This window comes from Glycomyces buryatensis (genome assembly GCF_004912275.1).
GTDB classification, from domain to species: domain Bacteria; phylum Actinomycetota; class Actinomycetes; order Mycobacteriales; family Micromonosporaceae; genus Glycomyces; species Glycomyces buryatensis.
Genome location: NZ_STGY01000067.1, coordinates 1 through 24,518 on the forward strand (window position 1 = coordinate 1; position 24,518 = coordinate 24,518).

27 protein-coding genes, 1 tRNA gene and 1 riboswitch are annotated in these 24,518 nt (G+C 68.3%); of the genes, 10 read left to right on the forward strand and 18 right to left on the reverse strand.

Annotated features, from left to right (window positions below; translation table 11 throughout):
• Nucleotides 1–269: 269 nt before the first annotated feature.
• Nucleotides 270–1,160 (reverse strand): RHS repeat protein, encoded by an 891-nt coding sequence (locus tag FAB82_RS18325; RefSeq protein ID WP_281276927.1) that lies wholly within the window; start codon nucleotides 1,158–1,160, stop codon nucleotides 270–272.
• Between the two features lie 125 nt (nucleotides 1,161–1,285).
• Here FAB82_RS18325 and FAB82_RS18330 point away from each other — a divergent pair, with 125 nt between their 5' ends.
• Nucleotides 1,286–2,092, forward strand: a complete 807-nt coding sequence (locus tag FAB82_RS18330; protein ID WP_168801665.1) for a tyrosine-type recombinase/integrase — start codon at nucleotides 1,286–1,288, stop codon at nucleotides 2,090–2,092.
• Between the two features lie 111 nt (nucleotides 2,093–2,203).
• On the opposite strand, the gene FAB82_RS18335 is transcribed toward FAB82_RS18330, so the two are convergent.
• Nucleotides 2,204–2,289: transfer RNA gene (locus FAB82_RS18335), tRNA-Leu, on the reverse strand.
• A gap of 154 nt (nucleotides 2,290–2,443) precedes the next feature.
• Between FAB82_RS18335 and FAB82_RS18340 the strand changes: the two genes are divergently transcribed.
• Complete coding sequence (locus FAB82_RS18340; protein WP_136535995.1) at nucleotides 2,444–3,457, forward strand: phosphotransferase enzyme family protein; 1,014 nt, start codon at nucleotides 2,444–2,446, stop codon at nucleotides 3,455–3,457.
• Nucleotides 3,458–3,504: 47 nt separating this feature from the next.
• Nucleotides 3,505–4,602: a C45 family autoproteolytic acyltransferase/hydrolase gene (locus tag FAB82_RS18345; protein WP_168801666.1), complete on the forward strand. Its 1,098-nt coding sequence runs from the start codon at nucleotides 3,505–3,507 to the stop codon at nucleotides 4,600–4,602.
• Here the strand turns inward: FAB82_RS18345 and FAB82_RS18350 are convergent.
• The 9 genes from FAB82_RS18350 to FAB82_RS18390 all read right to left on the reverse strand — a co-directional run bounded on the left by FAB82_RS18350 (nucleotide 4,599) and on the right by FAB82_RS18390 (nucleotide 12,722).
• A complete protein-coding gene (locus tag FAB82_RS18350; RefSeq protein WP_425461592.1) occupies nucleotides 4,599–5,447 on the reverse strand; it encodes a TrmH family RNA methyltransferase in 849 nt (282 codons plus the stop codon). The genes FAB82_RS18345 and FAB82_RS18350 overlap by 4 nt on opposite strands.
• Nucleotides 5,448–5,497: 50 nt before the next feature.
• Nucleotides 5,498–6,538 (reverse strand): SPFH domain-containing protein, encoded by a 1,041-nt coding sequence (locus FAB82_RS18355; RefSeq protein ID WP_136535997.1) that lies wholly within the window; start codon nucleotides 6,536–6,538, stop codon nucleotides 5,498–5,500.
• Between the two features lie 4 nt (nucleotides 6,539–6,542).
• Nucleotides 6,543–6,980 carry an NfeD family protein gene (locus FAB82_RS18360; RefSeq protein WP_246039704.1) on the reverse strand — a complete coding sequence of 146 codons (438 nt, stop codon included), beginning with the start codon at nucleotides 6,978–6,980 and terminating at the stop codon, nucleotides 6,543–6,545.
• A 115-nt stretch (nucleotides 6,981–7,095) separates the two neighbouring features.
• Nucleotides 7,096–8,136: a ferrochelatase gene (locus FAB82_RS18365; protein WP_136536295.1), complete on the reverse strand. Its 1,041-nt coding sequence runs from the start codon at nucleotides 8,134–8,136 to the stop codon at nucleotides 7,096–7,098.
• A gap of 10 nt (nucleotides 8,137–8,146) precedes the next feature.
• Nucleotides 8,147–8,929: an enoyl-ACP reductase FabI gene (gene fabI, locus FAB82_RS18370; protein ID WP_136535999.1), complete on the reverse strand. Its 783-nt coding sequence runs from the start codon at nucleotides 8,927–8,929 to the stop codon at nucleotides 8,147–8,149.
• 50 nt (nucleotides 8,930–8,979) lie between these two features.
• Nucleotides 8,980–9,684: a beta-ketoacyl-ACP reductase gene (locus FAB82_RS18375; protein ID WP_136536000.1), complete on the reverse strand. Its 705-nt coding sequence runs from the start codon at nucleotides 9,682–9,684 to the stop codon at nucleotides 8,980–8,982.
• A 121-nt stretch (nucleotides 9,685–9,805) separates the two neighbouring features.
• Nucleotides 9,806–10,756 (reverse strand): VWA domain-containing protein, encoded by a 951-nt coding sequence (locus FAB82_RS18380; RefSeq protein ID WP_136536001.1) that lies wholly within the window; start codon nucleotides 10,754–10,756, stop codon nucleotides 9,806–9,808.
• 19 nt (nucleotides 10,757–10,775) lie between these two features.
• Nucleotides 10,776–11,660 (reverse strand): DUF58 domain-containing protein, encoded by an 885-nt coding sequence (locus FAB82_RS18385; RefSeq protein WP_246039705.1) that lies wholly within the window; start codon nucleotides 11,658–11,660, stop codon nucleotides 10,776–10,778.
• A gap of 12 nt (nucleotides 11,661–11,672) precedes the next feature.
• Nucleotides 11,673–12,722: an AAA family ATPase gene (locus tag FAB82_RS18390; protein ID WP_136536003.1), complete on the reverse strand. Its 1,050-nt coding sequence runs from the start codon at nucleotides 12,720–12,722 to the stop codon at nucleotides 11,673–11,675.
• A 410-nt stretch (nucleotides 12,723–13,132) separates the two neighbouring features.
• Between FAB82_RS18390 and FAB82_RS18395 the strand changes: the two genes are divergently transcribed.
• From FAB82_RS18395 to FAB82_RS18410, 4 genes are read left to right on the forward strand one after another with little or no spacing between them, the layout of a single operon-like run.
• Nucleotides 13,133–13,696, forward strand: a complete 564-nt coding sequence (locus tag FAB82_RS18395; RefSeq protein WP_136536004.1) for an alpha/beta hydrolase — start codon at nucleotides 13,133–13,135, stop codon at nucleotides 13,694–13,696.
• 25 nt (nucleotides 13,697–13,721) lie between these two features.
• Nucleotides 13,722–13,925: a hypothetical protein gene (locus FAB82_RS18400; protein ID WP_136536005.1), complete on the forward strand. Its 204-nt coding sequence runs from the start codon at nucleotides 13,722–13,724 to the stop codon at nucleotides 13,923–13,925.
• A gap of 3 nt (nucleotides 13,926–13,928) precedes the next feature.
• Nucleotides 13,929–14,435 carry a PH domain-containing protein gene (locus FAB82_RS18405; protein ID WP_136536006.1) on the forward strand — a complete coding sequence of 169 codons (507 nt, stop codon included), beginning with the start codon at nucleotides 13,929–13,931 and terminating at the stop codon, nucleotides 14,433–14,435.
• Nucleotides 14,432–15,934 carry a PH domain-containing protein gene (locus FAB82_RS18410; RefSeq protein WP_136536007.1) on the forward strand — a complete coding sequence of 501 codons (1,503 nt, stop codon included), beginning with the start codon at nucleotides 14,432–14,434 and terminating at the stop codon, nucleotides 15,932–15,934. The genes FAB82_RS18405 and FAB82_RS18410 overlap by 4 nt, the downstream gene beginning before the upstream one ends.
• 14 nt (nucleotides 15,935–15,948) lie before the next feature.
• Here FAB82_RS18410 and hisG read toward each other — a convergent pair whose 3' ends face one another.
• Together hisG and FAB82_RS18420 are read right to left on the reverse strand one after the other, a co-directional pair.
• Nucleotides 15,949–16,794: an ATP phosphoribosyltransferase gene (gene hisG / locus FAB82_RS18415; RefSeq protein WP_136536008.1), complete on the reverse strand. Its 846-nt coding sequence runs from the start codon at nucleotides 16,792–16,794 to the stop codon at nucleotides 15,949–15,951.
• A gap of 38 nt (nucleotides 16,795–16,832) precedes the next feature.
• Nucleotides 16,833–17,096: a phosphoribosyl-ATP diphosphatase gene (locus tag FAB82_RS18420; protein WP_136536009.1), complete on the reverse strand. Its 264-nt coding sequence runs from the start codon at nucleotides 17,094–17,096 to the stop codon at nucleotides 16,833–16,835.
• Between the two features lie 270 nt (nucleotides 17,097–17,366).
• On the opposite strand from FAB82_RS18420, the gene FAB82_RS18425 reads away from it, so the two are divergent.
• Both FAB82_RS18425 and FAB82_RS18430 read left to right on the forward strand, forming a co-directional pair.
• Nucleotides 17,367–18,095 (forward strand): GH12 family glycosyl hydrolase domain-containing protein, encoded by a 729-nt coding sequence (locus FAB82_RS18425; protein ID WP_136536010.1) that lies wholly within the window; start codon nucleotides 17,367–17,369, stop codon nucleotides 18,093–18,095.
• A 178-nt stretch (nucleotides 18,096–18,273) separates the two neighbouring features.
• On the forward strand, nucleotides 18,274–18,978 hold the full coding sequence (locus FAB82_RS18430) for a GH12 family glycosyl hydrolase domain-containing protein (protein ID WP_136536011.1): 705 nt from the start codon (nucleotides 18,274–18,276) through the stop codon (nucleotides 18,976–18,978).
• A gap of 25 nt (nucleotides 18,979–19,003) precedes the next feature.
• Here the strand turns inward: FAB82_RS18430 and FAB82_RS18435 are convergent, their stop codons facing one another.
• A complete protein-coding gene (locus FAB82_RS18435) occupies nucleotides 19,004–19,780 on the reverse strand; it encodes a TetR/AcrR family transcriptional regulator (protein ID WP_136536012.1) in 777 nt (258 codons plus the stop codon).
• A 111-nt stretch (nucleotides 19,781–19,891) separates the two neighbouring features.
• On the opposite strand from FAB82_RS18435, the gene FAB82_RS18440 reads away from it, so the two are divergent.
• Nucleotides 19,892–20,809, forward strand: coding sequence for an NmrA family NAD(P)-binding protein (locus FAB82_RS18440; protein WP_136536013.1), 918 nt, complete (start codon nucleotides 19,892–19,894; stop codon nucleotides 20,807–20,809).
• Nucleotides 20,810–20,870: 61 nt separating this feature from the next.
• On the opposite strand, the gene ribH is transcribed toward FAB82_RS18440, so the two are convergent.
• From ribH to FAB82_RS18460, 4 genes are all read right to left on the reverse strand, one after another.
• Complete coding sequence (gene ribH, locus FAB82_RS18445; RefSeq protein ID WP_136536014.1) at nucleotides 20,871–21,341, reverse strand: 6,7-dimethyl-8-ribityllumazine synthase; 471 nt, start codon at nucleotides 21,339–21,341, stop codon at nucleotides 20,871–20,873.
• Nucleotides 21,342–21,343: 2 nt separating this feature from the next.
• Nucleotides 21,344–22,597 carry a bifunctional 3,4-dihydroxy-2-butanone-4-phosphate synthase/GTP cyclohydrolase II gene (locus FAB82_RS18450; protein WP_136536015.1) on the reverse strand — a complete coding sequence of 418 codons (1,254 nt, stop codon included), beginning with the start codon at nucleotides 22,595–22,597 and terminating at the stop codon, nucleotides 21,344–21,346.
• Nucleotides 22,594–23,214: a riboflavin synthase gene (locus FAB82_RS18455; protein WP_136536016.1), complete on the reverse strand. Its 621-nt coding sequence runs from the start codon at nucleotides 23,212–23,214 to the stop codon at nucleotides 22,594–22,596. Before FAB82_RS18455 ends, FAB82_RS18450 begins: the two co-directional genes overlap by 4 nt.
• Before the next feature lie 93 nt (nucleotides 23,215–23,307).
• Nucleotides 23,308–23,451: riboswitch (FMN riboswitch) on the reverse strand.
• Between the two features lie 77 nt (nucleotides 23,452–23,528).
• Nucleotides 23,529–24,515 (reverse strand): GGDEF domain-containing response regulator, encoded by a 987-nt coding sequence (locus FAB82_RS18460; RefSeq protein ID WP_136536017.1) that lies wholly within the window; start codon nucleotides 24,513–24,515, stop codon nucleotides 23,529–23,531.
• Between the last annotated feature and the right edge of the window lie 3 nt (nucleotides 24,516–24,518).

The window sequence follows — 24,518 nt, forward strand, 5'->3', positions numbered from 1 at the left end:
GTCACCGATCGATCGTGAAGACGGATGGAAGAGGCTCAGTCGTAGGTGGTCTGGTCGATGCCGTTCCAACGGTCTTCAGAGGTCCGGTTTCCGGTGGTGTCGTATGCATAGGACGACCAATAGGAGGCCGGGCCGCCGATGACGCTGGTACTGAGGGTGGCGGCGCATGCTCCGGTCCCCGCCTGGCTCCAGGCTTCGGTCAGACGAAGCCGGTGGTCGTATTCGAAGCATTGGGTCTCAGGTGCGAGCGCTTCGGAAGTGTGGACGGGCTAGTCGGTGATCGACAAGATATTCCCGACCTGGTCGTACTCGTAGGAGAGGGCCGCGACGCCATAGTTGGTGCCGTCGTACTCACCTGCGGTGTCCTTGTCGAAGTAGAACTCCGAGAGCCGACCGGTGCCTTGCTCGTAGATCCAGGTCTGCCACACCTGCCCTGAGGTGCCGCCGCTGTCGGCCGGGTCGCCGAGACTGCGTTGGAGCAGTTGCCCGTAGGGCGAGTAGGTTGCCTGGTCGACGTAGATCTTTCCGGCGCCGAAGTCAGCGCTGGTTCCCGAGACCCGGCTGGCCTGGCCCATCTCGTTGTACCCGTAGATCATCGTCTCGGGGTACAGGCCGCCGGCCCCGATCGCTCGGGAAGTCTTCAGGCTGCCGTCGGGGTGGTAGGTGTAGGCCTGCCAGTAGGACCCTGCAAGTGCTCCGGCGGTCTCGGGGAGGTGGGTGTAGGTCTGATAAGCCTGGCCTTCGGCGGTGTAGGAGCGGATCTCCTGTGTCCAGGCCTGACCGTCGACCCAGTTGATGGACTTGTGTGGCAGACCGATGCCCTTGGTAGCGGTGTCATACGTCCACTCCGACAGCAGTGTCCCGGTGTCTACCGGGCCTTCCCAGCGGGCGGTCTTGCGGCCGAGGTCGTCGTACTCGTAGGACAGCACGGCTCCGGTGGCGCTGGCGGTGGAGGTGACCTGTCCGGCGTTGTCGTAAGTGGTGGTCGAGTGGCCGGTATCGGGGTCGTCGGCCGCGGTCTGTCGCCCGCGCAGATCGTAGGTGAACGACCATTGATTGCCCGCAGGGTCGGTCACTGAAGCGAGCTGCCCCGCTTCGGTGTAGTCGTAGGCGGTAGTGTCGGCTTCGCCGGTGGGAGTGTTGCCCGTGTATTCGCGCAGTTCGACCGTGCGGCCCTGGGCGTCGAGGAACCGAGAAGTGGATCATCCCTGGTCTTGGCGCGGCCAAGTTGAAGCGGCTCCGAGCAGACGAGGTCGAGACGTGAATTGACGACATGGCGTGGGAAATGGCGCCGTCCTCGGTCAAGCGGCGGCTGAGCACACTGCGCCGGATTATCCGATTCGCCGAAGCGCACAACCACGTCGATCGGAACGTCGCAGCGCTCGTCGACGCGCCCCGCGGCCGGGCTCGGCGACCGGGCAAGGCACTCACGCTCGAAAAAGTCGCCGCGCTGCTCGAGTCCTCGCGAGGCCGACCCATCGGCTCCTACATCGCCCTGTCGGTGTTCACGGGGATCCGCACCGAGGAGGCGCGGCCGCTGGAGTGGCAGCATCTCCATCTCCGCCCGGTCAAGGGCCAGATCTGTTCCTGCGGCAGCGAGCATGCCGAGAGCCAGCTGCCGCATGTCGAGATCTGGCGTTCGGTCCGCATCGATGGGGACACCAAGACGCCCGACAGCAGGCGGACGGTCGCGCTTCCCGATATCGCTGTCGACCTGCTCGCCGAACATCAAGTACGGCAGCAGAAATGGCGGGCCCGACATGATTGGATGTCAGTCGGGATCGTGTACGTCTTCGGGACTCGGTACGACACCGTTCCCCAGGCTCAGACGATCCGCGACCAGTTCCGGGCTGCTGTCACCCGAGCGGGGATCAGGGGCTCCTGGACGCCCCGGGACCTGCGCCACACGTTCGTGTCGATCATGTCCGAACAAGGCGCTTCAGTCGAGCTCATCGCCGACCTCGTGGGCCACAAGGACACCGCTACGACCTGGACGGTGTACCGGCACCAGCTCCGGCCGGTCATCACCGAAGGCGCTGCACTGATGGATGCAGCGATCAGGGAAGCGCTCCGAAGCCAAAAGGGACGATGAAACTGGCATGTCGTGGCTGCCTTATTGGCTGCCTGCTAGCAGCCGCAAAAGGCAAACGTCTGGTTCAAGCAAATGAAAGAAGGCCCCGGTTTCCCGAGACCTTCGATTCTGTGCGCGAGGGGGGACTTGAACCCCCACGTCCATTAGTAGGACACTAGCACCTCAAGCTAGCGCGTCTGCCATTCCGCCACTCGCGCGTACACAGAGTTTATATGTAGTTTGTTTTGCCTGCCAGGAGGACCTTTTGGCCTTACCGGCGCGCGAGATGAAACTTTACAGGATGTGTGCGGAGGTGGCGCAAGGGGGGTTCGCGGTCTGGGGCGCGGGCGGGTGGCGGCTACGCTTGAGGGCATGACCGTGACCGCGCCTCGACTCCCTGACGCGGCGCTTGCACATTGGGATCTGGGTCAGATCTACCAGATGCAGCGGGTCCAGACCGGACTGATGAATCGCAGCTGGCGTGTCGATGCGTCGAGCGGGTCGTACCTGTTGAAGCTGTTCCGCGACGTGACCGGGCCCGAGCTTCAGTTCCAGTTCCATGTTCTGCAGACGCTCGGGACCTCGGGTGTGCCCGTGGTGTTGCCGACGCCGAGTCGGGCGGGGATGTCGACCATCTTCTTGGAGGGCGAGGAGTTCGGGGTGTTCCCGTGGGTCGCCGGGCGCCACCGGTCGGGGCTCTCCATGTCACGGGAATCGTGCCGGGCCCTGGGGTCGGTCATCGGGCGGCTGCACCGGACGCTTCACACGGCCATCCCGGTGGATCGGCCGCCGAAGGTCGAGGTGCCGCCGACGACCGAGGCCGCGTTGCAGAAGGTGGACCGGTTGCTGGACCTGGTCGCGGCCGGACGCGGGGACAAGACCGGGTTCGAGGCCACCGCCGAGCAGACGCTCAGGCTCAAGCGCGGGCTGCTGGTGCGGCTGGCCGACCGGCGACCGCCAGATCTGGCGCAGCAGTACACCGGCTATGTGCACGGTGACCTGCACCCGCACAACGTCTTGCACGGGCCCGACGACGCCGTCTCCGCGATCCTGGACTGGGACCGGCTCAATGTCGCCTCGTACGCCAGGGAAATGGCCCGCGCCGCCGTGTTCTATTTCACCTACGGGGATGAGCGCGGGCTGGATTGCGAGCGCATCCGCGCCTTCGCCGGCGGCTACCGCTCGGCGTTCGACGTGGGCGAGGCGGAGATCGGGCTCGCCACACATCAGCTGTGGTGGGATCGGCTGACCGACAACTGGGTCATCGAGTGGCACTACGTGCGCCACAATTCGGCCTGCGACCACCTCCTGCCCGGTCAGACCGGGCTGGTGAAGTGGTGGACCATCCACTACTCGCAGGTCGAACAGGCCCTCATGGGCCGCTGACGCTATTGCGGATGACACCGAGTGTCGCTTCTGCCACAATCGTTCACATGAGCGAACTCCCCTTCCTCCACCTCCAAGGCAGTCCGTATCGCCAAGGCGTACAACACGGCCGGCAACTGAAACGGCAGATCGCGCACAATATCGAGCTCTACCGCTCCCGCATGATCACCGCCGGACTCGCCGAATCCGAGCTCGCCGAGCGCGCCCAGCGCTACCTCGGCCTGTTCACCCGCGAGGACTCGCTCTACCGGGCGATCATGGACGGCATCGCCGACGGCTCGGGCCAGCAGCTGCTCGACATCGCCCTCCTCAATGCCCGCTACGAGTTGCTCTACAGCGCCTGGAGCGAGTTCGGCCGGCCCTCGCTCGACAGCATTCGCTCCGAATGCACGGCCTTCGGCGGGAACTCTGACGCCTTCACCGACGGCGGGGTCCAGATGGGCCAGAACTGGGACTGGTTCACCGGAGTCGAAGGCGCACTCCTGCAATGGAAGAGCGGCGAGACCACCGTGATCGGATTCACCGAGGCCGGAGTCGCGGGCGCCAAGGTCGGCATCAACAGCAACGGGATCGGCCTGTGCGTCAACGGACTCGGCGCCAGCGTCGACGACTGGCGCATCGACTCGGTGCCGTTCCACCTGCGCACCTGGCGGATTCTCCAGTCGACCACCATGCAGCAGGCCGTCGGGCACGCCACCGCTCCCCGCCCGGCCTGCTCCGCGAACTTCTTCATCGGCAGTGCCTCCCGAGGCGTCGCCACCATCGAGACCTCTCCCCTGAGCTCCCGCGTCATCTACCAGGACGGCACGCAACCACTGGTGCACGCCAACCACTTCCGCGAACCCAAGGCGCTCGGCGTCTACGAGAGCTGGCTCCAGTCCGGCCGGGTCTCGACCTACCACCGCTGCGAGCGGATGGAGACGCTGCTCCACAAGGAGACCCCGATCTCCGCCGAACGCCTGCACGCGGCCATGCGCGACCACGACGGCGGCCCGATCGCGATCTGCCGCCACCCGGTCGAGACCGACCCCGAAGAGCTGCGGACGCACACCGCGCTGGCGGTGCACCTGGAGCTGGCCGAGGGCCGCATGCACTACACCTGGGGCCCGCCCTGCGAGTCGGAGTTCGCGACGGTCGCGCTTTAACGAGGTTGGGCCTGCGACAGTTCCCAGCAGGCCACTGCCGTGGCGGCGGCGACGTTGAGGGAGTCGACGCCGGCGTACATGGGGATCACCACGGTCCGGTCGCAGGCCTTCAGCGCGGCCGGAGTCAGTCCGGGACCCTCGGCGCCGAACATGAGGGCCGGGCGCTCCCGCTCGGCGGCCGGGACGGCGCCGATGTCGATCGCGCCGTACGAGGGGCTCAGCCCGTGCAGGGTGAACCCCGCCTCGCGGATCAGCTCCAGACCGGCGGGCCACGGGTCGAGGTAGGTGTAGGGGACGGCGAAGACCTCCCCCATGCTGACGCGGACGCTGCGGCGGTACAGCGGGTCGGCGCAGTCGGGCGCGAGCAGGACACCGTCGAAGCCGAGACCGGCGGCGACGCGGAAAATAGCGCCGATATTGGTGTGGTTATTGATGCCTTCGAGGACGACGAGGCGCTTCGTGGCCGCCAGGACCTCGGCCGGCTGCGGCAGGTGCCTGCGATGGAACGAGGCGAGCGCGCCGCGGTGGACGTGGAAGCCGGTCACCGATTCGAGGACGTCGGGTCCGGCGGTGTAGCAGGGGGCGTCCTCGGCGAGGTGCGCGAGCTGGTCGGCGCGCTTGGCGTCGATCAGCAGCGACCGCATTCGGTACCCGGCCCGCAATGCGCGCGAGATCACTTGGTGGCCTTCGGCAATGAACAGGCCGTTGGGCTGCTCCATGCGGGTCCGCAGCGCCAGGTCGGTCAGCGCCCGGTAGTCGCCGAGCCGTTCGTCGGCGGGGTCGGCGATGGGCGTCACTGGGGAAGGCACTTGGTCGGGCACCCCACGATTGTGCCCGACGGGCAGGAAAAAGCCCGGAGAGGCCGGATGGCCGCCCCGGGCTTCACACTTCGGTTCTAGGACTCCGAGGAGGGCAGTTCGCCCTGAGCCTGGGTCCTGCCTCCGCTAAGGTCCTTGACGTCGCTGGCGGCCTGCTGGGCGGCCTCCAGGGCCGCCTTGGCTTCGGCGTCCAGTTCGAGGGCCGAGGTGTCGACCTCGATCTCCTCCTCTTCCTCGTCCTCGGCCGCGGTATTGCCGCCGAAGGCGTTGCCGATGCTGCCGAGGGCCTTGGTGAGCTCGGCGGGAATGACCCACACCTTGTTGGCGTCGCCCTGGGCGATCTCGGGCAGCTTCTGCAGGTACTGGTAGGCCAGCAGCCGGTCGGTGGGCTTGGCCTTGTGGATGGCGGCGAAGACCGTCTGGATGGCCTTGGCCTGGCCGTCGGCGCGCAGCACCTCGGCGTCACGCTCACCCTTGGCGCGCAGGACCTTCGACTGCTGCTCGCCCTCGGCCTGCAGGATCTCGGAGCGCTTGGTGCCCTCGGCCTGCAGGATGACGGCGCGGCGGTCGCGCTCGGCGCGCATCTGCTTCTCCATCGCGTCGCGGATGCTGGGCGGCGGCTCGATCGAGCGCAGCTCCACGCGCGTGACCTTGAGGCCCCACTTGTCGGTGGCCTTGTCCAGCTCGGCGGCGAGGCGGGCGTTGATCTCCTCGCGGCTGGTGAGGGTCTTCTCCAGGTCCATCGACCCGACGACGTTGCGCAGCGTGGTGGTGGTCAGCTGCTCCACACCTGCCAGGTAGTCGTCGATGTTGTACACGGCCGAAGTGGGCTGGGTGATGATGTAGTACAGCACGGTGTCTATCTGCACGCCCAGGTTGTCGGCGGTGATCACCGGCTGGGGCGGGAAGTTGACGACGCGCTCGCGCAGGTCCACTTTGGCGCGAACGGAGTCGACGAAGGGCACGAGCAGGCGCGGGCCGGGCTCCAGCGTGCGCCGGTAGCGGCCGAGCCGCTCGATAATGTAGTTCCATTGCTGCGGAACGATCCTGATCGATCGTGCGAGCACGATGAACAGGAATACCGCGACAACGAGGAATAGTGCTCCAACAGGGTCCATGGTTTTAACTCTGCCTCCAGACGATGACGGTGGCTCCCTTGATTTCTACCACTGTGACGCGCTCCCCGGGTTCCAGCAGCTGGTCGGGCTCCAGCGGGTACGCGGTCCAGTTGTCTCCGGCGATCTCGACCAGGCCGCCGCTCGAGTCGACCTGCTCGAGCACGGTCGCCTCCGACCCTTCGAGGGCCTTGGTCCCGAGCACCGGTCCCGGTCCCCCGCGAGAGTCAAGTGCCTGCTTGAGGAAGGGTCGCAGGCCCCAGATCGAGGCGACCGAGCCGGCTCCGAGAAAGACGATCTGGAGCCAGAACGGTGCGCCTACGGCGGCGGCGATCGCGGCGAGCGCGGCCCCACCGGCGATCATGGCGAACACCAGGGTGCCGGTGAAGAGTTCGATCACGCCGAGGATCACAGCGGCGATGATCCAAAAGAATACGGAGTCCACGCTTACAAGCATGTCATGCGCTGTCGACAAGCGGTGATCTGGCCGACAGGCGTTTGCGATCGCGGGCGGCGCCCGTGGCGCCCGGCTGGTCTATCGGCCGGGCGCCGTCCTTCGTTCAGCGTCCCCGGCTCTTCTCGGGAGCAGGCGGGCGACGCGCGGGGCAGCAGCCCTCTATCGTCGGGTCCCACGCCGGGAGCTTCCCGAGCCGCTTCAAGGGCGCGGAGGAGACTCTCTCCGCGACCAGGTCGCGGAACATGCCGACCAGGTCGGCGTCGATCTCCGGCGTCCCGGCCCGCAGGTAGCGCAGGCCCAGTCCGGCGGCGGTCTCGGCGGCCTCGTTGTCGAGGTCCCACAGGACCTCGATGTGGTCCGAGAGGAAACCGACGGGGCTGACCACGACGGTGTCGACGCCTTCGGCGGCGAGGACCTTGAGGTGGTCGTTGACGTCGGGTTCGAGCCACGGCATGGACGGCGGCCCCGAGCGGGACTGCCAGACCACGTCGTGCGGCCCGGCCCAGCCGGCGTGCTCGGCCACCAGCGCGGCGGCCTCGGCGACCTGGTCGGAGTAGCGGGCGCCCTCGGGGCCCGAGCAGTCCTCCATGATCGTGGGGATCGAGTGCGCGGTGAAGACAACGCGCGTGTTCGTCTGGTTATCGATCTGGTCCAGACTCGCCCTGAGCTGCTTCGCGAAACCGCCGATGAAACCGGGGTGGTCGAAGAAGTGGCGGATCTTGTCGATAGCCGGGGCGCTCTCGCCGACCGCGGCGCGGGCGGCGTTGATGTCCTCAACGTACTGGCGGCACGAGGAGTAGGAGCCGTAGGCGCTGGTGCAGATGGCGAGGGCGCGCTTGACCCCGTCGGCGGTCATCTGGGTGACCGCATCGACCAGCATCGGCGGCCAGTTGCGGTTACCCCAGTAGATGGGAAGGTCGATGCCGGAGGCGCGGAACTCGGCGCGCAGGGCGTCGATGACCTCTCGGCACCACTGGTTGATCGGCGAAATGCCGCCGAAGTGGTGGTAGTGCTCGGCGACCTCTTCGAGGCGCTCCTCGGGGATGCCGCGGCCGCGGGTGACGTTGCGCAGGAACGGCAGGACGTCGCCCGAGCCCTCGGGTCCTCCGAAGGAGACGAGGATGACTGCGTCGTATCCGGACATATCAGTCACGTTATGAGTCTGAACGCTCAACGCCGACCGCGTGGAAGCCGCCGTCGACGTGGACGATCTCGCCCGAGGTCGAGGGGAACAGGTCGGACAGGAGGGCGGCGCAGGCCTTGGCGACGGGCTCGGAGTCGGTGAGCGACCAGCCGAGGGGGGCGCGCTTGGTCCAGGCGATCTCGAATTCCTCGAAGCCGGGGATGGACTTGGCGGCCATGGTGCGCTGCGGTCCGGCGGAGACGAGGTTGACGCGGATGCCCTTGGGGCCCAGGTCGCGGGCCAGGTAGCGGTTGGCGGACTCGAGTCCGGCCTTGGCCACGCCCATCCAGTCGTACACCGGCCAGGCCTGGCTGGCGTCGAAGGTGAGGCCGACGATGGAGCCTCCGTTCTCCATCAGCGGCAGGCATGCCATCGCGAGCGACTTGTAGGAGAAGGTCGAGACCTGAAGCGCGGTCGCGACGTCTTCCCACGGGGTGTTGAGGAAGTTCCCGCCGAGCGCCGAGGGCGGGGCGTAGGCGATGGCGTGGAGGACGCCGTCGATGCCGTCGACGTGCTCGCGGACCTTGTCGGCCAGGCCTTCCAGCTGCTCGGGGTTGGTGGCGTCGAGCTCGATGACCGGGGCCGGCTTGGGGAGTTTGCCGGCGATCCGCTGCACCAGGGACATGCGCCCGAAGCCGGTGAGGACGACCTCGGCCCCCTGCTCCTGGGCGTACTTGGCCACCCCGAACCCGAGGGACTGCTCGGTGATGACACCGGTGATGAGCAGTCGTTTTCCGTCCAAGATTCCTGACATCTGTCCTCCGTCTTTAGATCTGTCGCACTTATTGAAATGTGGGCGGGGGGCTAGTGCCCCATGCCGAGACCGCCGTCGACCGGGATGACCGCGCCGTTGATGTAACCGGATTGGTCCCCGGCGAGCCAGGTGACGGCGCCGGCGATTTCCTCGGGGGCGGCGAAGCGCCGGGCGGGGATCGAGGCGAGGTAGGCCTTCTGCTGGTCCTCGGGGAGGGCCGCGGTCATGTCGGTCTCCACGAAGCCGGGGGCGACGACGTTCGCGGTGATATTGCGGGAGCCAAGTTCGCGGGTGATGGAGCGGGCGAGGCCGACCAGGCCGGCCTTGGAGGCGGCGTAGTTGGTCTGCCCGGCGTTGCCGTAGAGGCCGACGACCGAGGAGATGAAGATCATCCGGCCGAACTTGCCGCGGAGCATCTTGGCCGAGGCGCGCTTGGCGACGCGCCAGGCGCCCTTGAGGTTGGTGTCCACGACGCGCTCGAACTGCTCCTCGCTCATGCGCAGCAGCAGGGTGTCGTCCGTGATGCCGGCGTTGGCGACGAGGATCTCGACGGGGCCGAACTTCTCCTCGATCTCCTTGAAGGCGGCGTCGACCGAGGCGGAGTCGGTGATGTCGCACTGGACGCCGTAGAGACCGTCGGGCGCGCCGGAGCCGCGGTGGGTGACGGCGACATTGTCGCCGTTCTCGGCGAAGGCCCGGGCGATCGCGAGACCGATCCCGCGATTGCCTCCGGTGACGAGGACCGTGCGCGCCATTGTCTGAACTCCCTCATGTTCTTTGTATGAAGCCACCGATGATCGTAACGACGGCGCAGATCGGGGGCGAAGGGGCCTTCACGCACCGTGTGCTCCCCGCCTCAGGGCCACCAGACACCCCCTAGGTGAGTTTCGAGGACCAGGCGAGGCTCAGGCCGGCGGCGGCGAACAGCAGGACCATGGCGGTGGCGATGAACCACTGCGAGATGTCCTGGGCGATGGTGCGGTAGCCCAGTGACGAGCCCATGTCCTCGTAGACCTCGCGGAGCTCTTCGACGGAGGCGGCCTCGTAGTACTGCCCGGAGGTCTCCTCGGCGAGTCCGGCGAGGGCATCGCGGTCGACCGGGACGGAGACGAGTTCCTCGTCCAGTTCGATGACGCCTTCGTCCGTGCCGAAGGCGACGGTGGAGACGGGGACCTCGGCGGCGGCCGCGGCCTCGGCGGCCTCGTCCACTCCCCTGCCGGCGGTGCGGTAGCCGTCGGAGAGGAGCAGGATGCGGGCGGGGGCGAGCTGGCCCTCCGCGTCGGTGAGGACCTGCTGGACGGCCTGGAGCGAGGCGAAGACCGCGTCGCCGGTGGCGGTGGCCTCGGCGAGGGTCAGCCCCTGAATCGCGGAGGTGAGCTGGGCCCGGTCCTTGGTGGGGGGCACGGCGACCGAGGCGTAGCCTGCGAAGGAGACGAGACCGACGTTGTACTGCTGGGGAAGTTCGTTGACGAAGTCGATCGCGGCGGTCTTGGCGGCGTCGATCCTGGTCGGGTCCACATCGGTGGCCATCATGGACAGTGAGACGTCGATGGCCAGGATGACCGTCGCCCGTTCCTGGGGTTCCTCGACGTCGACCGCCGGGCGGGTCATGCCGCCGACGAGCACCGCGAGGGCGATGACCATGAGCCCGGCCGGGAAGTGGCGGCGCCAGCCGGGGACCTTCGGAACGAGCTGGGCCAGGAGCGAGGCGTTCGCGAATCGGACGGCGATGCGCTGGCGGTTGAACTGGGCCCAGACGTAGACGCCGGCGAGCGCGGCCACCGGGATCAGCGCCAGCAGCCAGAGCGGATCGAGCAGGCGGATCAACGATTCTCCTTTTACGAGGTCAGCGGTAGGCGGCGAGGTGGCGGCGCTCGGCGACGAAGGTCGCGATGTCGCGCAGCCAGTCGGCGCCGGTGGACAGTCGCAGGTGGGCGGCGCCGGCGCCGCGGATGCCCGCGGCGATCCGCCCGCGCTGGGCGGCGGCGGCCTCGGCGTAGCGGGCGCGGAAGCGGGCGTTGCCGGTCTGGACTTCGACGTGTTCGCCGGTCTCGGGGTCGATGAGGTCGAGGACGCCGACGTCGGGCAGCCCGAGCTCGGCGGGATCGAGGATCTCGACGCACAGCACCTGCTGGCGCACCGAGAGGCGCCGCAGCTCCCGTTCCCACTCCGCCTCGTCGATGAAGTCGGAGATGACGACCGCCAGGCCGCGGCGGCGGGTGTGGCGGCGGGTCTTGTCGAGGAGCTCGGCGAGGTCCCCCGGGCCGGTGCCCTTGGGCATCTGGGTGACCGTGCGCAGCAGCGAGCGCGAGCCGGCGCGCCCGGGCCGGGGCGGGATGGCCTTGGCCGGGCCGCCCTCGGTGACGACGGCGCCGACGCGGTTGCCGCCGCGGCCCGCCAGGTAGGAGAACGCGGCGACGGCATTGATCGCCAGGTCCCGCTTGAGCATGTTCACGGTGCCGAAGTCCAGGCTCGGCGAGAGGTCCACGGCCAGCCAGGCCTCCAGTTCCCGGTCGGCGACGGTGGTGCGCACGTGCGGGACGGTGGTGCGGGCGGTGACCGGCCAGTCCATATGGCGCACATCGTCACCGGGCCGGTATTCGCGCGCCTCGCCGGGTTCGGAGCCGGGGCCCGGCAGCAGCCCCAGGTAGTCGCCGTGCAGGAGCCCGTCGAGCCGCCGCGTGATGAGCAGCTGCAACCGGTCGAGCGCGCGCAGGCTGGCGGCGTCCACGTGCACCACCCGTTACCAGGCCCCCGGCTGCTGCGGGCTCGGGCCCGAACGCGGGGCCGAGTCCTGGCGGGGCGTGACGGTGGGAGCCGGCACGGCCGCGAGCAGCTGGGCGACGATGTGGTCGGCGGCGATGCCGTCGGCCATGGCGTCGTAGGAGAGGACGAGCCGGTGGCGCAGCACTTCGGGGGCGATGTCGTCCAGGTCCTGCGGCAGGGCGTAGTCGCGACCGCGCAGCAGCGCGATGGCGCGGGTGGCGCGAATGAGGCCGAGCGAGGCACGGGGACTGGCGCCGTACTGGATGTGCTGGGCCAGCGCGCCGAGCCCGGCGGCGGTCGGGTTGCGGGTGGCCATGACGATCCGCACCGCGTAGTCGACGAGCGCATTGTGGATGAAGACGCCGTCGGCGGCCTGCTGGAGCCTGAGGATGTCGTCGGAGTCCAGGACTCGGTCGGGGACGGGGGTGTCCACGCCCATGCGGAAGACGATCTCGCGTTCCTCCGCGTCCGTGGGGTAGCCGACGTTGATCTTGAACAGGAAGCGGTCGCGCTGCGCTTCGGGCAGCGGGTAGACGCCCTCCTGCTCGATCGGGTTCTGGGTGGCCATGACCAGGAACGGCTTCGGGAGCATGTGGGTCTCGCCGCCGATCGAGATGTGCTGCTCGGCCATGACCTCGAGCATCGCGGACTGGACCTTGGCCGGGGCGCGGTTGATCTCGTCGGCGAGGACGAAGTTGGTGTAGACCGGTCCCAGTTCGACGTCGAAGGTCTCCTTGGACTGGCGGTAGACGCGGGTGCCGACGATATCGGCCGGCACCAGGTCGGGGGTGAACTGGATGCGCTGGAAGTCGGCGCCCACGACCTTCGCCATCGTCTCGACCGCGAGCGTCTTCGCCACGCCGGGAACGCCTTCGATGAGGCAGTGGCCCCGGGCCAGGAGCGCCGCGAACATCCGTTCGACCAGGCCGTCCTGGCCGACGATGACCTTTTTGATCTCGAACAGCGCCTTCTCCAGCAGGGCGGCGTTCTCGGCCGGGGTCGAACGGTCGGCCTCGGGTGATGCCATGTCGGCTCCTGATCCCACGTGGTTCGGTCTGGTGCCTCCGATACTAATTCGCTCGTACGAGACCGGCGCGGCTGGCGTTCGGGTGTCGAATATTCGCGGCGACACGCCGAAGGCTTTGCCGCGCCGTTTTGACCGTGTTTTGTCAACAACCCGACAGTTCTGGTGGATTTCCTTGGCCTGCAATGGGTATAACCTTCGTTCACGGTGCGGCGGTGGGGACTTGGCCGCGTTGGCAAGCGTGTTTTGCCCGGGAGAGTGACACGCCGCGCCGATTCAATCCGTTGCTGCATTATGTCGGAGCGCTATGCTTTGGAGGCCCGCGCGGCTTCCCCCGTGGCCGCGCGGGCTTTCTTCTCTCCCACGCCACTCGCGTACTACTCCGGTGGCCTCGGAGATCTAGAATTACCCTCATGCCCCGTCGTCGACAGGCCCTCCTCCTCCCCGGCCGCAATTACGGAGTTCAAGGGCCCCTTCTGATGTTCGCCCACGTCGCGCTGCAGTCAAGGGGCGTGCGGACCTTCCCGGTGGATTGGAAGGACCCCGATTCGCTCGCCGCCGACGAGCAGACCATGATCGACGGCGTCTGCGACCAGGTCGAGGCCGTCCTCGACAACGTCCACAACGACGATCCGCCGCTCCTGGTCGGCAAGGCGCTCGGCAGTGCCGCCGCCGTTCTGGCCGCCCACCACGGGCTCCCGGCGATCTGGTTCACGCCCTTCCTCCAGCACTATCCGATCGTGCAGGCCCTGCGCCGGGCGACGGCCCCCTACCTGCTCATCGGGGGGACCGCCGATCCGTCGTGGAACCATTCGCTCGCAATGGAACTGCCCGGCGAGGTATTCGAGGTGAGCGGCGCCGACACCGGCATGTTCATGCGCGGGCGCCCGCTGGTCGAGTCCGCGCACGTCTTGGCCGACGTCATCGAGGCCATTGAGACGTTCATCGACACCGCGGTGTGGCCCCGTCGCGGCTGACTCACCGGTGCCGCAGAATTGCGGCGTGACCCTCCAATCCGATACGCACGTCTGCTCCGCCCGGGGCTGCCGTCGCGACGCCGCTTGGATGCTCCAGTGGCGCAACCCGCGTCTGCACAGCAGCGACCGCGTCAAGCAGTGGGCGGCCTGCGACGACCACCTGACCACCCTCCGCGGTTTCCTGACCTCGCGTGGGTTCCCGTGCGAGACGGTGAAGTTGGATGATTGACCTATGAATGCTCGTGCGACTCCCGTGTGGGACCTGTGGCCCGCCGATCTCGAATGGCAGCCGATGGCCCGGCAGCTGCGGACGGTGTGGGTGCTGCGCAGCCTGCTGCGGCTGGGCATCCTCGCCCTGATCGCGGCGGTGGGCCTGACGATCTGGCTCGGTTGGGACGGCCTCCTGTGGGCCCTCGGCGGGTATGTCGTCATCGCGGGCCTGCGCGCTCTGGCGGTCGCCCGGATCGTCTCCACCTGGGGTTATTCGGAGCGGGCGGAAGACCTGCTGGTGCGGCACGGGCTGCTGACGCGGCGCCTCAGCATCGTGCCTTACGGGCGCATCCAGCTCATCGACCTGTCGGCCGGACCCGTGGAGCGGATGTTCGGGCTGACGACGGTGCAGGTGCGCACCGCGGCCCTCGGCTCGACCACCGAAGTGCCCGGCCTCGACCCGGCGGTCGCCGCCGCGCTGCGCGACCGGCTCGCCGTCCGGGCCGCCGAGGTCCGGGAGGGCCTGTGAGCGCCGCACATCCGGGCGAAGCGGCCGAACCGGAGCCGACTCCCGCGGCGGCACCTGACCAATGGCCCGCTCCCCCATTGGCGGACTGGCCGATCGGACCCGAGGTCGCCCCCACCGCGAGCGCCCCTCCGCCCGGCGTCCCCCGCCAGCGCCTGCACCCGCTCACTCCGCTGCTGGAGAGCTTCCGGTTCTTCGCCGCCGCCATCGCGGCCGCCGGCATCCAGGTCGTCACCTCGCAGAACTACCTCTTCGCGGTGTACATCGCGCTGGCCGCTGCCGTCCTCGGCGGCGTCGGGAGCCTCATCTCGATCCAGTACCGCGGCTTCGTCATCTGGGGCCCGGAACTGCACATCTACGGCGGCGTGTTCACCCGCAACCACCGCACGGTGCCGCTGGGCCGGCTCCAGTCGGTGGACGTGGCCCGGCCGCTCAGGGCCAGGCTGTTCGGGTTGGCGCAGTTGAACATCGAGGTGGCCGGTTCCGATGGGACCGACGCCAAGCTGGCGTATCTGAAGGCCGACCGGGCGCTGGAGCTGCGGGGCGAGCTGCTGGCGATCGCCGGACGCCCGAGCGGCGATGTCGCCGTCGATGGCGATGTCGCCGAGACCGACGAGTCCGCCGAAGAGGTGAAGACGCCTCCCCCGGGTCAGGTCGTGCCGCCAGTGCGGGTGCGGCGCCTGGCCACAGCGTCCCTGCTGGAGGCGCTGCCGGTGCAGATTAGCGCCCTCGTCATCTTCGGGGCGGCGTATTTGACGGCCGGCTCCATTTTCGGCTTCAACCGGGTCACGACGACGGTCTGGGTCGGGTTCATCGCCCCGGCGCTGCTCGGGTACGTCCAGAGCACCATCGCCACGGTCAATAAGTTCCTGCGCAACTGCCGGTTCCGGCTGCGCCGCGACGGGCAGAGCCTGCTCATCGAGCGGGGTCTGACCGACACGAGCCATGAGACGGTCCCGCAGGACCGGGTCACCGCCGTCAGTTTCGAACGGCCGGTGCTGTGGCGGGGGCGCCGCTGGCGCCGGGTCGAGGTCTCCACGGCGGCGGCCGCCCAGTCGAGCGCCGGGGTCGGCACGCGCCTGACCACCGTGCTTCCGGTGGGCGAGCCCGACTTGGTCGCCGCGGTGACCGAAGCGGCCGTGCCGGGCCTGCCGTCCCAGTTCACGGTGGAGCGCCCGCCGAGGCGGGCGCGGTGGCGAATGCCGTTGCGCTGGAAGTGGAACGGCGCCGCACTCGACGAACAGGTCTTCGTCGTCCGCCACGGGCTGCTGGTGAACACCTACTTCGCCGTGCCGTACGCGCGGATCCAGTCGGTGACCGTGGTGCAGGGGCCGTTGCAGCGCTTGCAGGGGCTGGCGACCGTGCGGGCGATGACCGCCGGAGGCCTGGGGAACGACGCCGTCGCGTACCACCGCGACGCGCGGGAGGCCGCCTCGATGGCGGACGAACTGCGCGAGCGGGCCGACGCGGCCGCGGCGCTGGAGACGCCGCGGCTCTCGTAGCGGCGCTCACCCACCTAAAGGCGGCAGGCGTCGATGTTCGACGCCAGGATGCCGCGTGCGCCGAGCTCGTAGAGCCCGTCCATGACGCGGTGCAGGTCTGAGCGCTCGGTCATCGACTGGACCGCCACCCAGCCTTCCCGATGAAGGGGGGACACCGTCGGCGACTCGATGCCGGGGGTCAGCTCGACGGCCTGCTCCAGCAGTTCGGCGCGCACGTCGTAGGCGAGCATGACGTAGGAGCGGGCGACCAGGACCCCGCGGACGCGGCGCAGCAGCTGCTCGGTCGCGGGCGTCTCGCCGTTCCCGGTCTTGTGCACCAGGATCGCCTCGGACTTCATGATCGGCTCACCGAAGACGGCGAGTCCGGCCTGCTTGAGGGTCGTGCCGGTCTCCACGACGTCGGCGATCGCGTCGGCGACGCCCAGGGCGATGGCGTTCTCGACGGCGCCGGCCAGCTTGATGATCTCGGCCTCGACGCCCACCGACTCCAGGTTGCGGCGGACCACGCCGGGGTAGGAGGTGGCGATGCGGCGACCGTGCAGACCGGGAACCGAATCGACGGTGCCGGGACGGGCGGCGTAGCGGAAGGTGGAGCGGCCGAAGCCGAGCGCGACGACCTCATCGACCTCCACGCCGGAGTTGATGGCCAGGTCGCGGCCGGTGATCCCGAGGTCGAGATCGCCGGAGGCGACGTAGGTGGCGATGTCGCCGGGGCGCAGGTAGAAGAACTCGACCTCGTTGTCGGCGTCCATGACCTGGAGGTCGCGGGTGGATCGGCGCTGGCGGTAGCCGGCCTCGGTGAGCATTTCAATGGCCCCTTGGGACAGCGATCCCTTGTTGGGCACGGCAATGCGGAGCATGTGATGGGCCTTTCGGATGGCGCCTGAGGACGGCGTGCTTAGAGGTATTTGTAGACGTCGTCGAGCGCGATGCCCTTGGCGATCATCATCACCTGCAGGTGGTAGAGCAGCTGTGACATCTCCTCGGCGGCGGCCTCGTCCGATTCGTGTTCGGCGGCCATCCAGACCTCGGCCGCCTCCTCGACGATCTTCTTGCCGATGGAATGCACGCCGGCGTCGAGGGCGGCGACGGTCCCGGAGCCCTCGGGGCGGGTGAGTGCTTTCTCGGAAAGTTCGGCGTAGAGCTGCTCGAAGGTCTTCACGGCTCGGAATTCTACGTCCCCGCTCCGGCGGTGGCGACGCCGCTACGCTGCACGACCACCGGAGCGCACACCATGAGACCTGCGTCGCAGCGCGCGGGGCCCACGGGACGGGGCGTGAGGGGCTTTCACTGTCGGCCGATTGGCGGATATTAGGGTATTAGAACCCGGTATGGATATTAGTTTGGCCACGTGATCTAATTCTCACATCGACATTCACGAATACAGAATGTTGTTGACCGGCAACACGAATCGAAGAACAGGCAGGGCATTATGCGACGCAGAACGCTCTTCACCGCCGGAGCCGCGGCAGCGGTCGCCGGCACCGCCGCGGTCAGCACCCTCCCGGCATGGGCGCAGTCCGATGACGAGGCAGGCGCCTCGCAGACCTGGTCCTCCTCCGATCAGTGGGGGATGTGGGAGTCCGGCGAGTACACCTTCTACAACAACATCTGGGGTTCCGGTGCCGGCACCCAGACGATCTGGGCGAACACCATCGACGACTGGGGCGTGACCGCCGACCACCCGAACACCGGCGGCATCAAGTCCTACCCGAACGTCTCCTACACGCTCGGGCTGCCCGTCATGGAGATGGGCGACGTGAGCGCCACCCTCGCCGTCGACGTTCCGGCGGAGGGCGAGGGGGTCGCCTACAACAGCGCCTTCGACGTCTGGGGCGACGGCCACGCGCACGAGATCATGATCTGGACCCAGTGGACCTCCAACGTCGGCCCGATCGGCGGCCAAGTCGACACCGTCGAGCTCGGCGGGCACACCTGGGACTACTACCAGGGATCCAACGGCGCCAACGAGGTCTACAGCTTCCTGGCGCAGGAGCAGTTCACCCAGGGCACGGTCGGTCTGACCGAGATCGCCCAGTGGCTGGTCGCGCAGGGCCACATGCCCGAGGTCCAGATCGACCAGATCCAGTTCGGCTGGGAGATCACCTCGGCTGCGGGAGGCCACGACTTCACGGTCACGGACTACTCGCTGACCGTCTAATGACATCGCTTCACCTCGGGGCCGCGGCACTCGCCGCGGCCCCGTTTTTGCCGCTTACGCAGGACTAGTAATTAATTGGGTCATATGATCTAATTAACGAATCGACACTCGTGGATTTAGAATTCCGCGAGCAATCAGTGGTGTCGATTCGTCAGTGGACCCATAGAAAGGCCCTCTCATGCGACGCAGATCGCTTCTTACAGCGGCACTGGCCGCCCCGGTCGCCACGGTCGCCACCGTCGGCGGCCTCGCCTCTCCCGCCCAGGCCGCCAACTGGTCCTCCTCCGCCCAGTACGGGCAGTGGAACACCGGGCCCTACACGCTCTACAACAACATCTGGGGCCGCGGCGCCGGCTACCAGTCGATCTGGGCGAACTCCCAGAGCAACTGGGGCGTGTGGGCCGACCACCCGAACACCGGCGGCATCAAGTCCTACCCGAACGTCTCCTACACGCTCGGGCGCGACGTCTGGAGCATGGGGAACGTCTCCAGCTCGTTCAATGTCTCCAACCCCTCCGGCTCGGGGCTGGCATACAACACCGCCTACGACGTGTGGGGCAACGGCCACGCGCACGAGGTCATGATCTGGACGCAGTGGACCTCCAACGTCGGCCCGATCGGCGGTTACGTCACCAACGTCAACCTCGGCGGCCGCAACTGGAACTACCACCAGGGCCACAACGGCGGCAACCACGTCTACAGCTTCATGGCGACGAGCCAGTTCACCAGCGGCACCGTGAACATCACCCCGATCTGCCAGTGGCTGGTGAGCCAGGGACGCATGCCGCGGGTGCGCATCGACCAGATCCAGTTCGGCTGGGAGATCACCTCATCGGCGGGCGGGCGCAACTTCAACGTCAATAACTACTCGCTGACAACCTAGTAGGGGTCCCTCACCGGGCCGCGGCTCAGGCCGCGGCCTTTCGCTTGTCCCGGAAGGCCTTCTGGCGGCAGGCGGCCGAGCAGTACTTCGGCGGTCGACCGGTGGCGGAGACGGCGATCGGGTCGCCGCAGACGGGGCAGCACCGACCTGTTTCGTTATCGAGGTCGGCCCCGGTTTCGTTACGAGCTACCGACTCGACCAAGGTTTCGTTATCAATCGCGGAGTTTCGTTCTAGTGGGGGTCGCAGCCCGTCCCACAGCATCTCGGCCAAGTCGCGGGTCCGCTCGGGAGAGCCGAGGGACTGAGCCAGGCCCACATAGGCCGGGATCAGGGCGAGCACGTGACCGACGTCCAAGCCTTCACGCACCGCACCGGCCCGCTGCGCCCGTTCGAGCAGGACGCCGACCGGCGAAGAGATCACGCACTCCCCCACCATCTTCGAGGGCTCCTGCCACTCACCACGAGTCGCCAGCGCCTCGCAGAGGCCCCGGTTCCGCATCGCCTGATCGGTGGCATAGCGGAGGAAGTCGAAGAAGGCCTCGCCGGGCTCGCGGCCGTCCACCACCGCCTTCGCCCGGTCGACCACCTGGGCCACCCGCTGGTCGAGAACGAGCGCCATGAGGGCGTCCTTGGTGGGGAAATGCCGGTAGACCGTGCCCGCTCCGACACCGGCCTCGGTAGCGATCTCCCCCAACGTGACCGAGATGCCACGATCGGCGAGGAGCCGGTCGGCCGCGTCCAGGACTCGCTGCCGATTGCGCTGGGAGTCAACGCGTTCGGCCCGCTCCGTGGTCGCCTGCATCGGGTGCTCCTCTCGCCTTCGGATTTAAACGGGTGTAATGTTCCGTTTCATAAACCGGGTTGCCGCTCCCGATATTAGTCGGCAGTCCCCCCGACGGAAAGGAACACCCTCATGTCGAACGCCGACAAGACCATTCTCGTCACCGGCGCCACCGGCCGCCAGGGCGGCGCGGTCGCCGCCAAGCTGCTGGCCGACGGCTGGTCCGTCCGCGCGCTCACGCGCGACGCCTCCTCCCCCAAGGCCGCGGCGCTGGCCGAAGCCGGAGCCGAGGTCGTCACGGGCGATCTCGATGACCGGGCCTCGCTCGATGCCGCTGCGAAGGGCGCCTGGGGCGTCTTCAGCGTCCACGCCGGGTCCTACGAAGGCGGTCCGTACGGGCACGACCGCGACCATGAGGCGCGCACCGCGGCCAAGCTCGGCGCGGCCGCGAAGCAGGCCGGCGTCGCCCACGTGGTGCACTCCTCTTCGATCGGGGTGGACACGCCACTGGAATCGCAGATGGACTCCCTCCCGCTCAAGGCTGCGGCCGAGGCCGCCTGGCGCGCGGCCGGGTTGTCGCTGACCATCCTGCGTCCCGGCGCGTTCATGGAGAACACGTTCGATTCCCCGCGCGAACTCCAGGACGGCAAACTGGTCTCGGCGCTGGCGCCCGATTCGTTCGAACCGCTCATCGCGGCCGCCGACATCGCGGCGTTCGCGGCGATCGCCTTCACCGATCCCGAACGGCACAACGGCCAGAGCTACGTACTGGCCGGGGACAACCTGTCCCAGGTCGACAAGGCCGAGCTCATCGGACGGCTCGTAGGCCGGGAGGTGCCGTACGAGCGGATCTCGATCGAGCAGGTCCGCGAGTTCAGCCGCTCGACTGCCAAGGCGTTGGAGGCGATCAACGAGACACCTCTGGAGGTCGACATCCCCCCGCTGCGCGAGATCCACCCCGGACTGCTCACCTTCGAGCAGTGGATGACCGGGGTGGGCAGGCCCCTGGTCGACGCCTACTTCGCGCGGGTGGACGCCCCGAGGTCCTGAGCATGCCGAGGCGGCGACGGCGGGCCGCTCGCTCGAGCGGCCCGCCGTCGCCGCGATTCGGTCAGTCCAGCGAGCGAATCGCCAGGGCCGCACCGAGGGCGGCGTTGACCGCCTCGTAGCCCTTGTCCTCCGTAGAGTCGGGGTAGCCGGCGCGGGCGATGGCTTGTTCGAGGTTGTCGACGGTGAGGACGCCGTGGGCGACCGGTGTCGACTCGTCCAGGGCGATCCTGGTCAGGCCCTCGGTGACCGACTTGCACACGTAGTCGAAGTGGGCGGTGCCGCCTCGGATGACGACGCCGAGGGCGACCACGGCGTCGTACTTCCTGGCCAGCGCCTGGGCGGCGACCGGCAGTTCGACCGCTCCGGCCACGCGCAGGACCTTGACGTCGGCGACCTTCGCGTCGGCGGCGGCGTCCAGCGAGCGCTGGAGCAGCTGGCCGACGAGTTCGGCGTTCCATTCGGTGGCGACGATGCCGAGCGTCAGGCCGGTGGCGTCGGGGACCTTGATCTCGGGTGCTCCATGTCCGGCCATGGTCAGGCCACCTCCGCCGCGGCCGGGACCGGCACGAGCGGGGGCAGGCCGTCGAGCAGGTGCCCCATGCGGTCGCGCTTGGTCGTCAGGTAGGCGATGTTGTCAGGCGTCGAGAAGGACGGCAGGCCGACCCGGTCGATGACCTCGAGGCCGTGGCCTTCGATCCCGGCGCGCTTGTCGGGGTTGTTGGTCAGCAGGCGCATCGACTTGATGCCGAGGTCTTCGAGGATCTGCGCGCCGATGGCCCAGTCGCGGGCGTCGGCGGGCAGGCCGAGCTCCAGGTTGGCGTCGACGGTGTCGCGGCCCTGGTCCTGCAGCTGGTAGGCCTGGAGCTTGTGGACCAGGCCGATGCCGCGGCCTTCGTGGCCCCGCATGTAGAGGACGACGCCGCGGCCTTCGGCTTCGACGGCGCGGAGCGCGGCCTGGAGCTGGGGGCCGCAGTCGCAGCGCACCGAGCCGAAGGCGTCGCCGGTGAGGCATTCGGAGTGGACCCGGACGAGGACGTCCAGGCCGTCGCCGATGTCGCCCTTGACGAGGGCGACGTGCTCATTGCCGTCGAAGACGGCGCGGTAGCCGACGGCGGTGAACTCCCCGGCCTCCAGCGGGAGGCGGGCCTTGGCGAGGCGCTTGACTTGGACCTCGTTGCGCTGGCGCCAAGCGGCGAGTTGGGCGACGGTGATGAGCACGAGGCCGTGCTCATCGGCGAAGGCGCGCAGCTCGGGCAGGCGCATCATGGTGCCGTCGTCGTTCATCAGCTCGGAGATGGCGCTGACCGGCTGCTTCCCGGCGAGGCGGGTGAGGTCGACGGCGGCCTCGGTGTGGCCGCGCCGGACCAGGACGCCGCCGTCCTTGGCGCGCAGCGGGACGACGTGGCCGGGCCGGTTGAGGTCGGTGGCGAGCGTCTCAGAGTCGGCGAGGACCCGGATGGTCTGGGCGCGGTCGGCCGCCGAGATGCCGGTGGAGACGCCTTTGCGGGCGTCCACGGAGACGGCGAAGGCGGTGCCCTTGTAGTCCTGGTTGGTGTGGTGGGCCGGGGGCAGGTCGAGCCGGTCCGCGGTCGCGGAGGGCATGGCGACGCAGACGTAGCCGCCGGTGTAGCGGATGGTGAAGGCCATGAGCTCGGTCGTGGCGTCTTCGGCGGCGAAGACGATGTCGCCTTCGTTCTCACGGTCGGCGTCGTCGGCGACGATCACCGGCCGTCCGGCGGCGATGGCGGCGATGGCGTCTTCGACGCGGTCCAGTTTGATGTCGCTCATCGCGTCTCTCCCTCGGTGGACTCCGGAGCCGAGAATTGGCTCTGTGCTTGCAGCAGCTTTTCGATGTGCTTGGCGGTCACGTCGGTTTCGATGTGGACCGGGTCGCCGACGGTCTTACGGCCCAACGTGGTCGCTTCAAGGGTGGCGGGGATGAGGCCGACGGAGAACTCGTCTCCTTCGATCCAGGCGACGGTCAGCGAGGTGCCGTCGATCGTGATGGAGCCCTTTTCGACCACGTACTTGGCCAGGCCGGGCGGCAGGCGGAAGGTGACTTCCTCCCACTCGGAGGCGGGGCTGCGTTTCACGATTTCGGCGACGCCGTCGACGTGGCCCTGCACCAGGTGGCCGCCGAGGCGGGTGGTGAGGGTCGCGGCACGCTCCAGGTTCACCTTGTCGCCGACCTTGAGATCACCGATGGCGGTGCGGCGGTAGGTCTCTGCCATGACATCGGCGGTGAAGGCGTCCCCGTCGAGCATGGCGACGGTGAGGCAGACGCCGTTGACGCTGATCGAGTCGCCGTACGAGGCGTCCGAGGTGACGAGCGGGCCGCGCACGGACAGGCTTGCTGCGCCCGTCTTGACGACCTCGCCGAGTTCCTCGACGATACCGGTGAACATGGGATTGACCCCCTACATGATGCGGATAAGTCACGCACGCAGGCGGGGTCAGGGAAGATCGCGCAGGGCAACCCGAAGAGGGCCGCTCCCGCGACGCGTCTGCTCCCATCCGGACTCTAACCGTCGGTCCTGGATTCTCACCAGGTCAACCGTCCGCTGGCTGCGGACGGGTCGCGGACTCGCGGCTGTTGGGCCGCTCACCGCCGGCTCGGAATTTCACCGACCCCGCTGACGCGCGTTTGCTACATAGAAGTGTGCCACGACGGATTCGAGGGGTCTCTATTCCGTGACTGTTGTCTCAACAGCTGGGGTGGTCAGGTCTCGTTCGTCCAGAACACCGGGCGGCGCTTGGACCCCGGGGCCCGGCCGTCGGGGTAGGCCACGTAGTTGCCCGCGTGGGACTTCGCGATCGACTTCAGGGCCGTGGCCTCGGCGACCGCCTCGTAGGCGTCGGCGAACCGCCGGTGCGTCGAGAGCGCGACACCGGTCGAAAGGGTGGGCAGGCGCGAGCGGACGCTCTTGCGACTGGAGCGGTCCGCGTGCTCGATATAGCCGCGCTCGACATCGACCGGGTCGCACAGCTGCCGCACCCGGTGCGCGAAGTGGTCGTTGAGGAACCCGGTGACGGGCCGGGCGTGCTCGGGCAGGCACAGCACCGTGAAGTCGTCGCCCCCGACGTGCCCGAGGAACACCGGCGCGGCGCCAGCGTCGCCCGCGGAGGCGTAGACGCACTCGGCGAGGCCCTTGATGAACTCGTCGCCCCGCACGAACCCGTACACGTCATTGACCGCCTTGAAATGGTCGATGTCGATGTAACACAAGGCGAACGGATCACCCCGCGTGATCCACGAGTTGAGCTCGCGCAGGATCCGGTCATTCCCGGGCATCCCCGTCAGCGGCGAGGACTCGCGGATCTCACGGTGGCGGCGGATCGCCGAATCGATGCGCGCCGAGACCTCGGCCGGATCGAACGGCTTGGCGATGTAGTCATCGGCACCAGCCTTGAGCCCGGCGATCTTGTCCGCCGAGCTCGGGCGCGCGCTCAACAGGATGATCGGCAAACTCGCCGTGGCCGGATCCGCCCGCAACTGCCGCGTCAACGCCAGCCCGTCGATGAACGGCAGCTCCGCCTCCAGCATCACGATGCCGGGCCGGCGCAGCGCGATCCCTGCCAGCGCCTGGTAGCCGTCGCGGGCCAGCGCCGTATCGAAACCGTCGGCGCGCAGCCGCCCAGCCAGGAATTCGGCTATCTCCGGATCGGAATCGGCAATGAGGACGAGATCTGAGGGGTTGGTGGCCATGCG

Coding starts and splice junctions, on each gene's coding strand:
- FAB82_RS18330 (WP_168801665.1), top strand. CDS start 1,286: ATGGCGCCGTCCTCGGTCAAGCGGCGGCTGAGCACACTGCGCCGGATT.
- FAB82_RS18340 (WP_136535995.1), top strand. CDS start 2,444: ATGACCGTGACCGCGCCTCGACTCCCTGACGCGGCGCTTGCACATTGG.
- FAB82_RS18345 (WP_168801666.1), top strand. CDS start 3,505: ATGAGCGAACTCCCCTTCCTCCACCTCCAAGGCAGTCCGTATCGCCAA.
- FAB82_RS18355 (WP_136535997.1), bottom strand. CDS start 6,538: ATGGACCCTGTTGGAGCACTATTCCTCGTTGTCGCGGTATTCCTGTTC.
- FAB82_RS18365 (WP_136536295.1), bottom strand. CDS start 8,136: ATGTCCGGATACGACGCAGTCATCCTCGTCTCCTTCGGAGGACCCGAG.
- fabI (WP_136535999.1), bottom strand. CDS start 8,929: ATGTCAGGAATCTTGGACGGAAAACGACTGCTCATCACCGGTGTCATC.
- FAB82_RS18375 (WP_136536000.1), bottom strand. CDS start 9,684: ATGGCGCGCACGGTCCTCGTCACCGGAGGCAATCGCGGGATCGGTCTC.
- FAB82_RS18390 (WP_136536003.1), bottom strand. CDS start 12,722: ATGGCATCACCCGAGGCCGACCGTTCGACCCCGGCCGAGAACGCCGCC.
- FAB82_RS18395 (WP_136536004.1), top strand. CDS start 13,133: ATGCCCCGTCGTCGACAGGCCCTCCTCCTCCCCGGCCGCAATTACGGA.
- FAB82_RS18405 (WP_136536006.1), top strand. CDS start 13,929: ATGAATGCTCGTGCGACTCCCGTGTGGGACCTGTGGCCCGCCGATCTC.
- hisG (WP_136536008.1), bottom strand. CDS start 16,794: ATGCTCCGCATTGCCGTGCCCAACAAGGGATCGCTGTCCCAAGGGGCC.
- FAB82_RS18425 (WP_136536010.1), top strand. CDS start 17,367: ATGCGACGCAGAACGCTCTTCACCGCCGGAGCCGCGGCAGCGGTCGCC.
- FAB82_RS18430 (WP_136536011.1), top strand. CDS start 18,274: ATGCGACGCAGATCGCTTCTTACAGCGGCACTGGCCGCCCCGGTCGCC.
- FAB82_RS18435 (WP_136536012.1), bottom strand. CDS start 19,780: ATGCAGGCGACCACGGAGCGGGCCGAACGCGTTGACTCCCAGCGCAAT.
- FAB82_RS18440 (WP_136536013.1), top strand. CDS start 19,892: ATGTCGAACGCCGACAAGACCATTCTCGTCACCGGCGCCACCGGCCGC.
- ribH (WP_136536014.1), bottom strand. CDS start 21,341: ATGGCCGGACATGGAGCACCCGAGATCAAGGTCCCCGACGCCACCGGC.
- FAB82_RS18450 (WP_136536015.1), bottom strand. CDS start 22,597: ATGAGCGACATCAAACTGGACCGCGTCGAAGACGCCATCGCCGCCATC.
- FAB82_RS18455 (WP_136536016.1), bottom strand. CDS start 23,214: ATGTTCACCGGTATCGTCGAGGAACTCGGCGAGGTCGTCAAGACGGGC.
- FAB82_RS18460 (WP_136536017.1), bottom strand. CDS start 24,515: ATGGCCACCAACCCCTCAGATCTCGTCCTCATTGCCGATTCCGATCCG.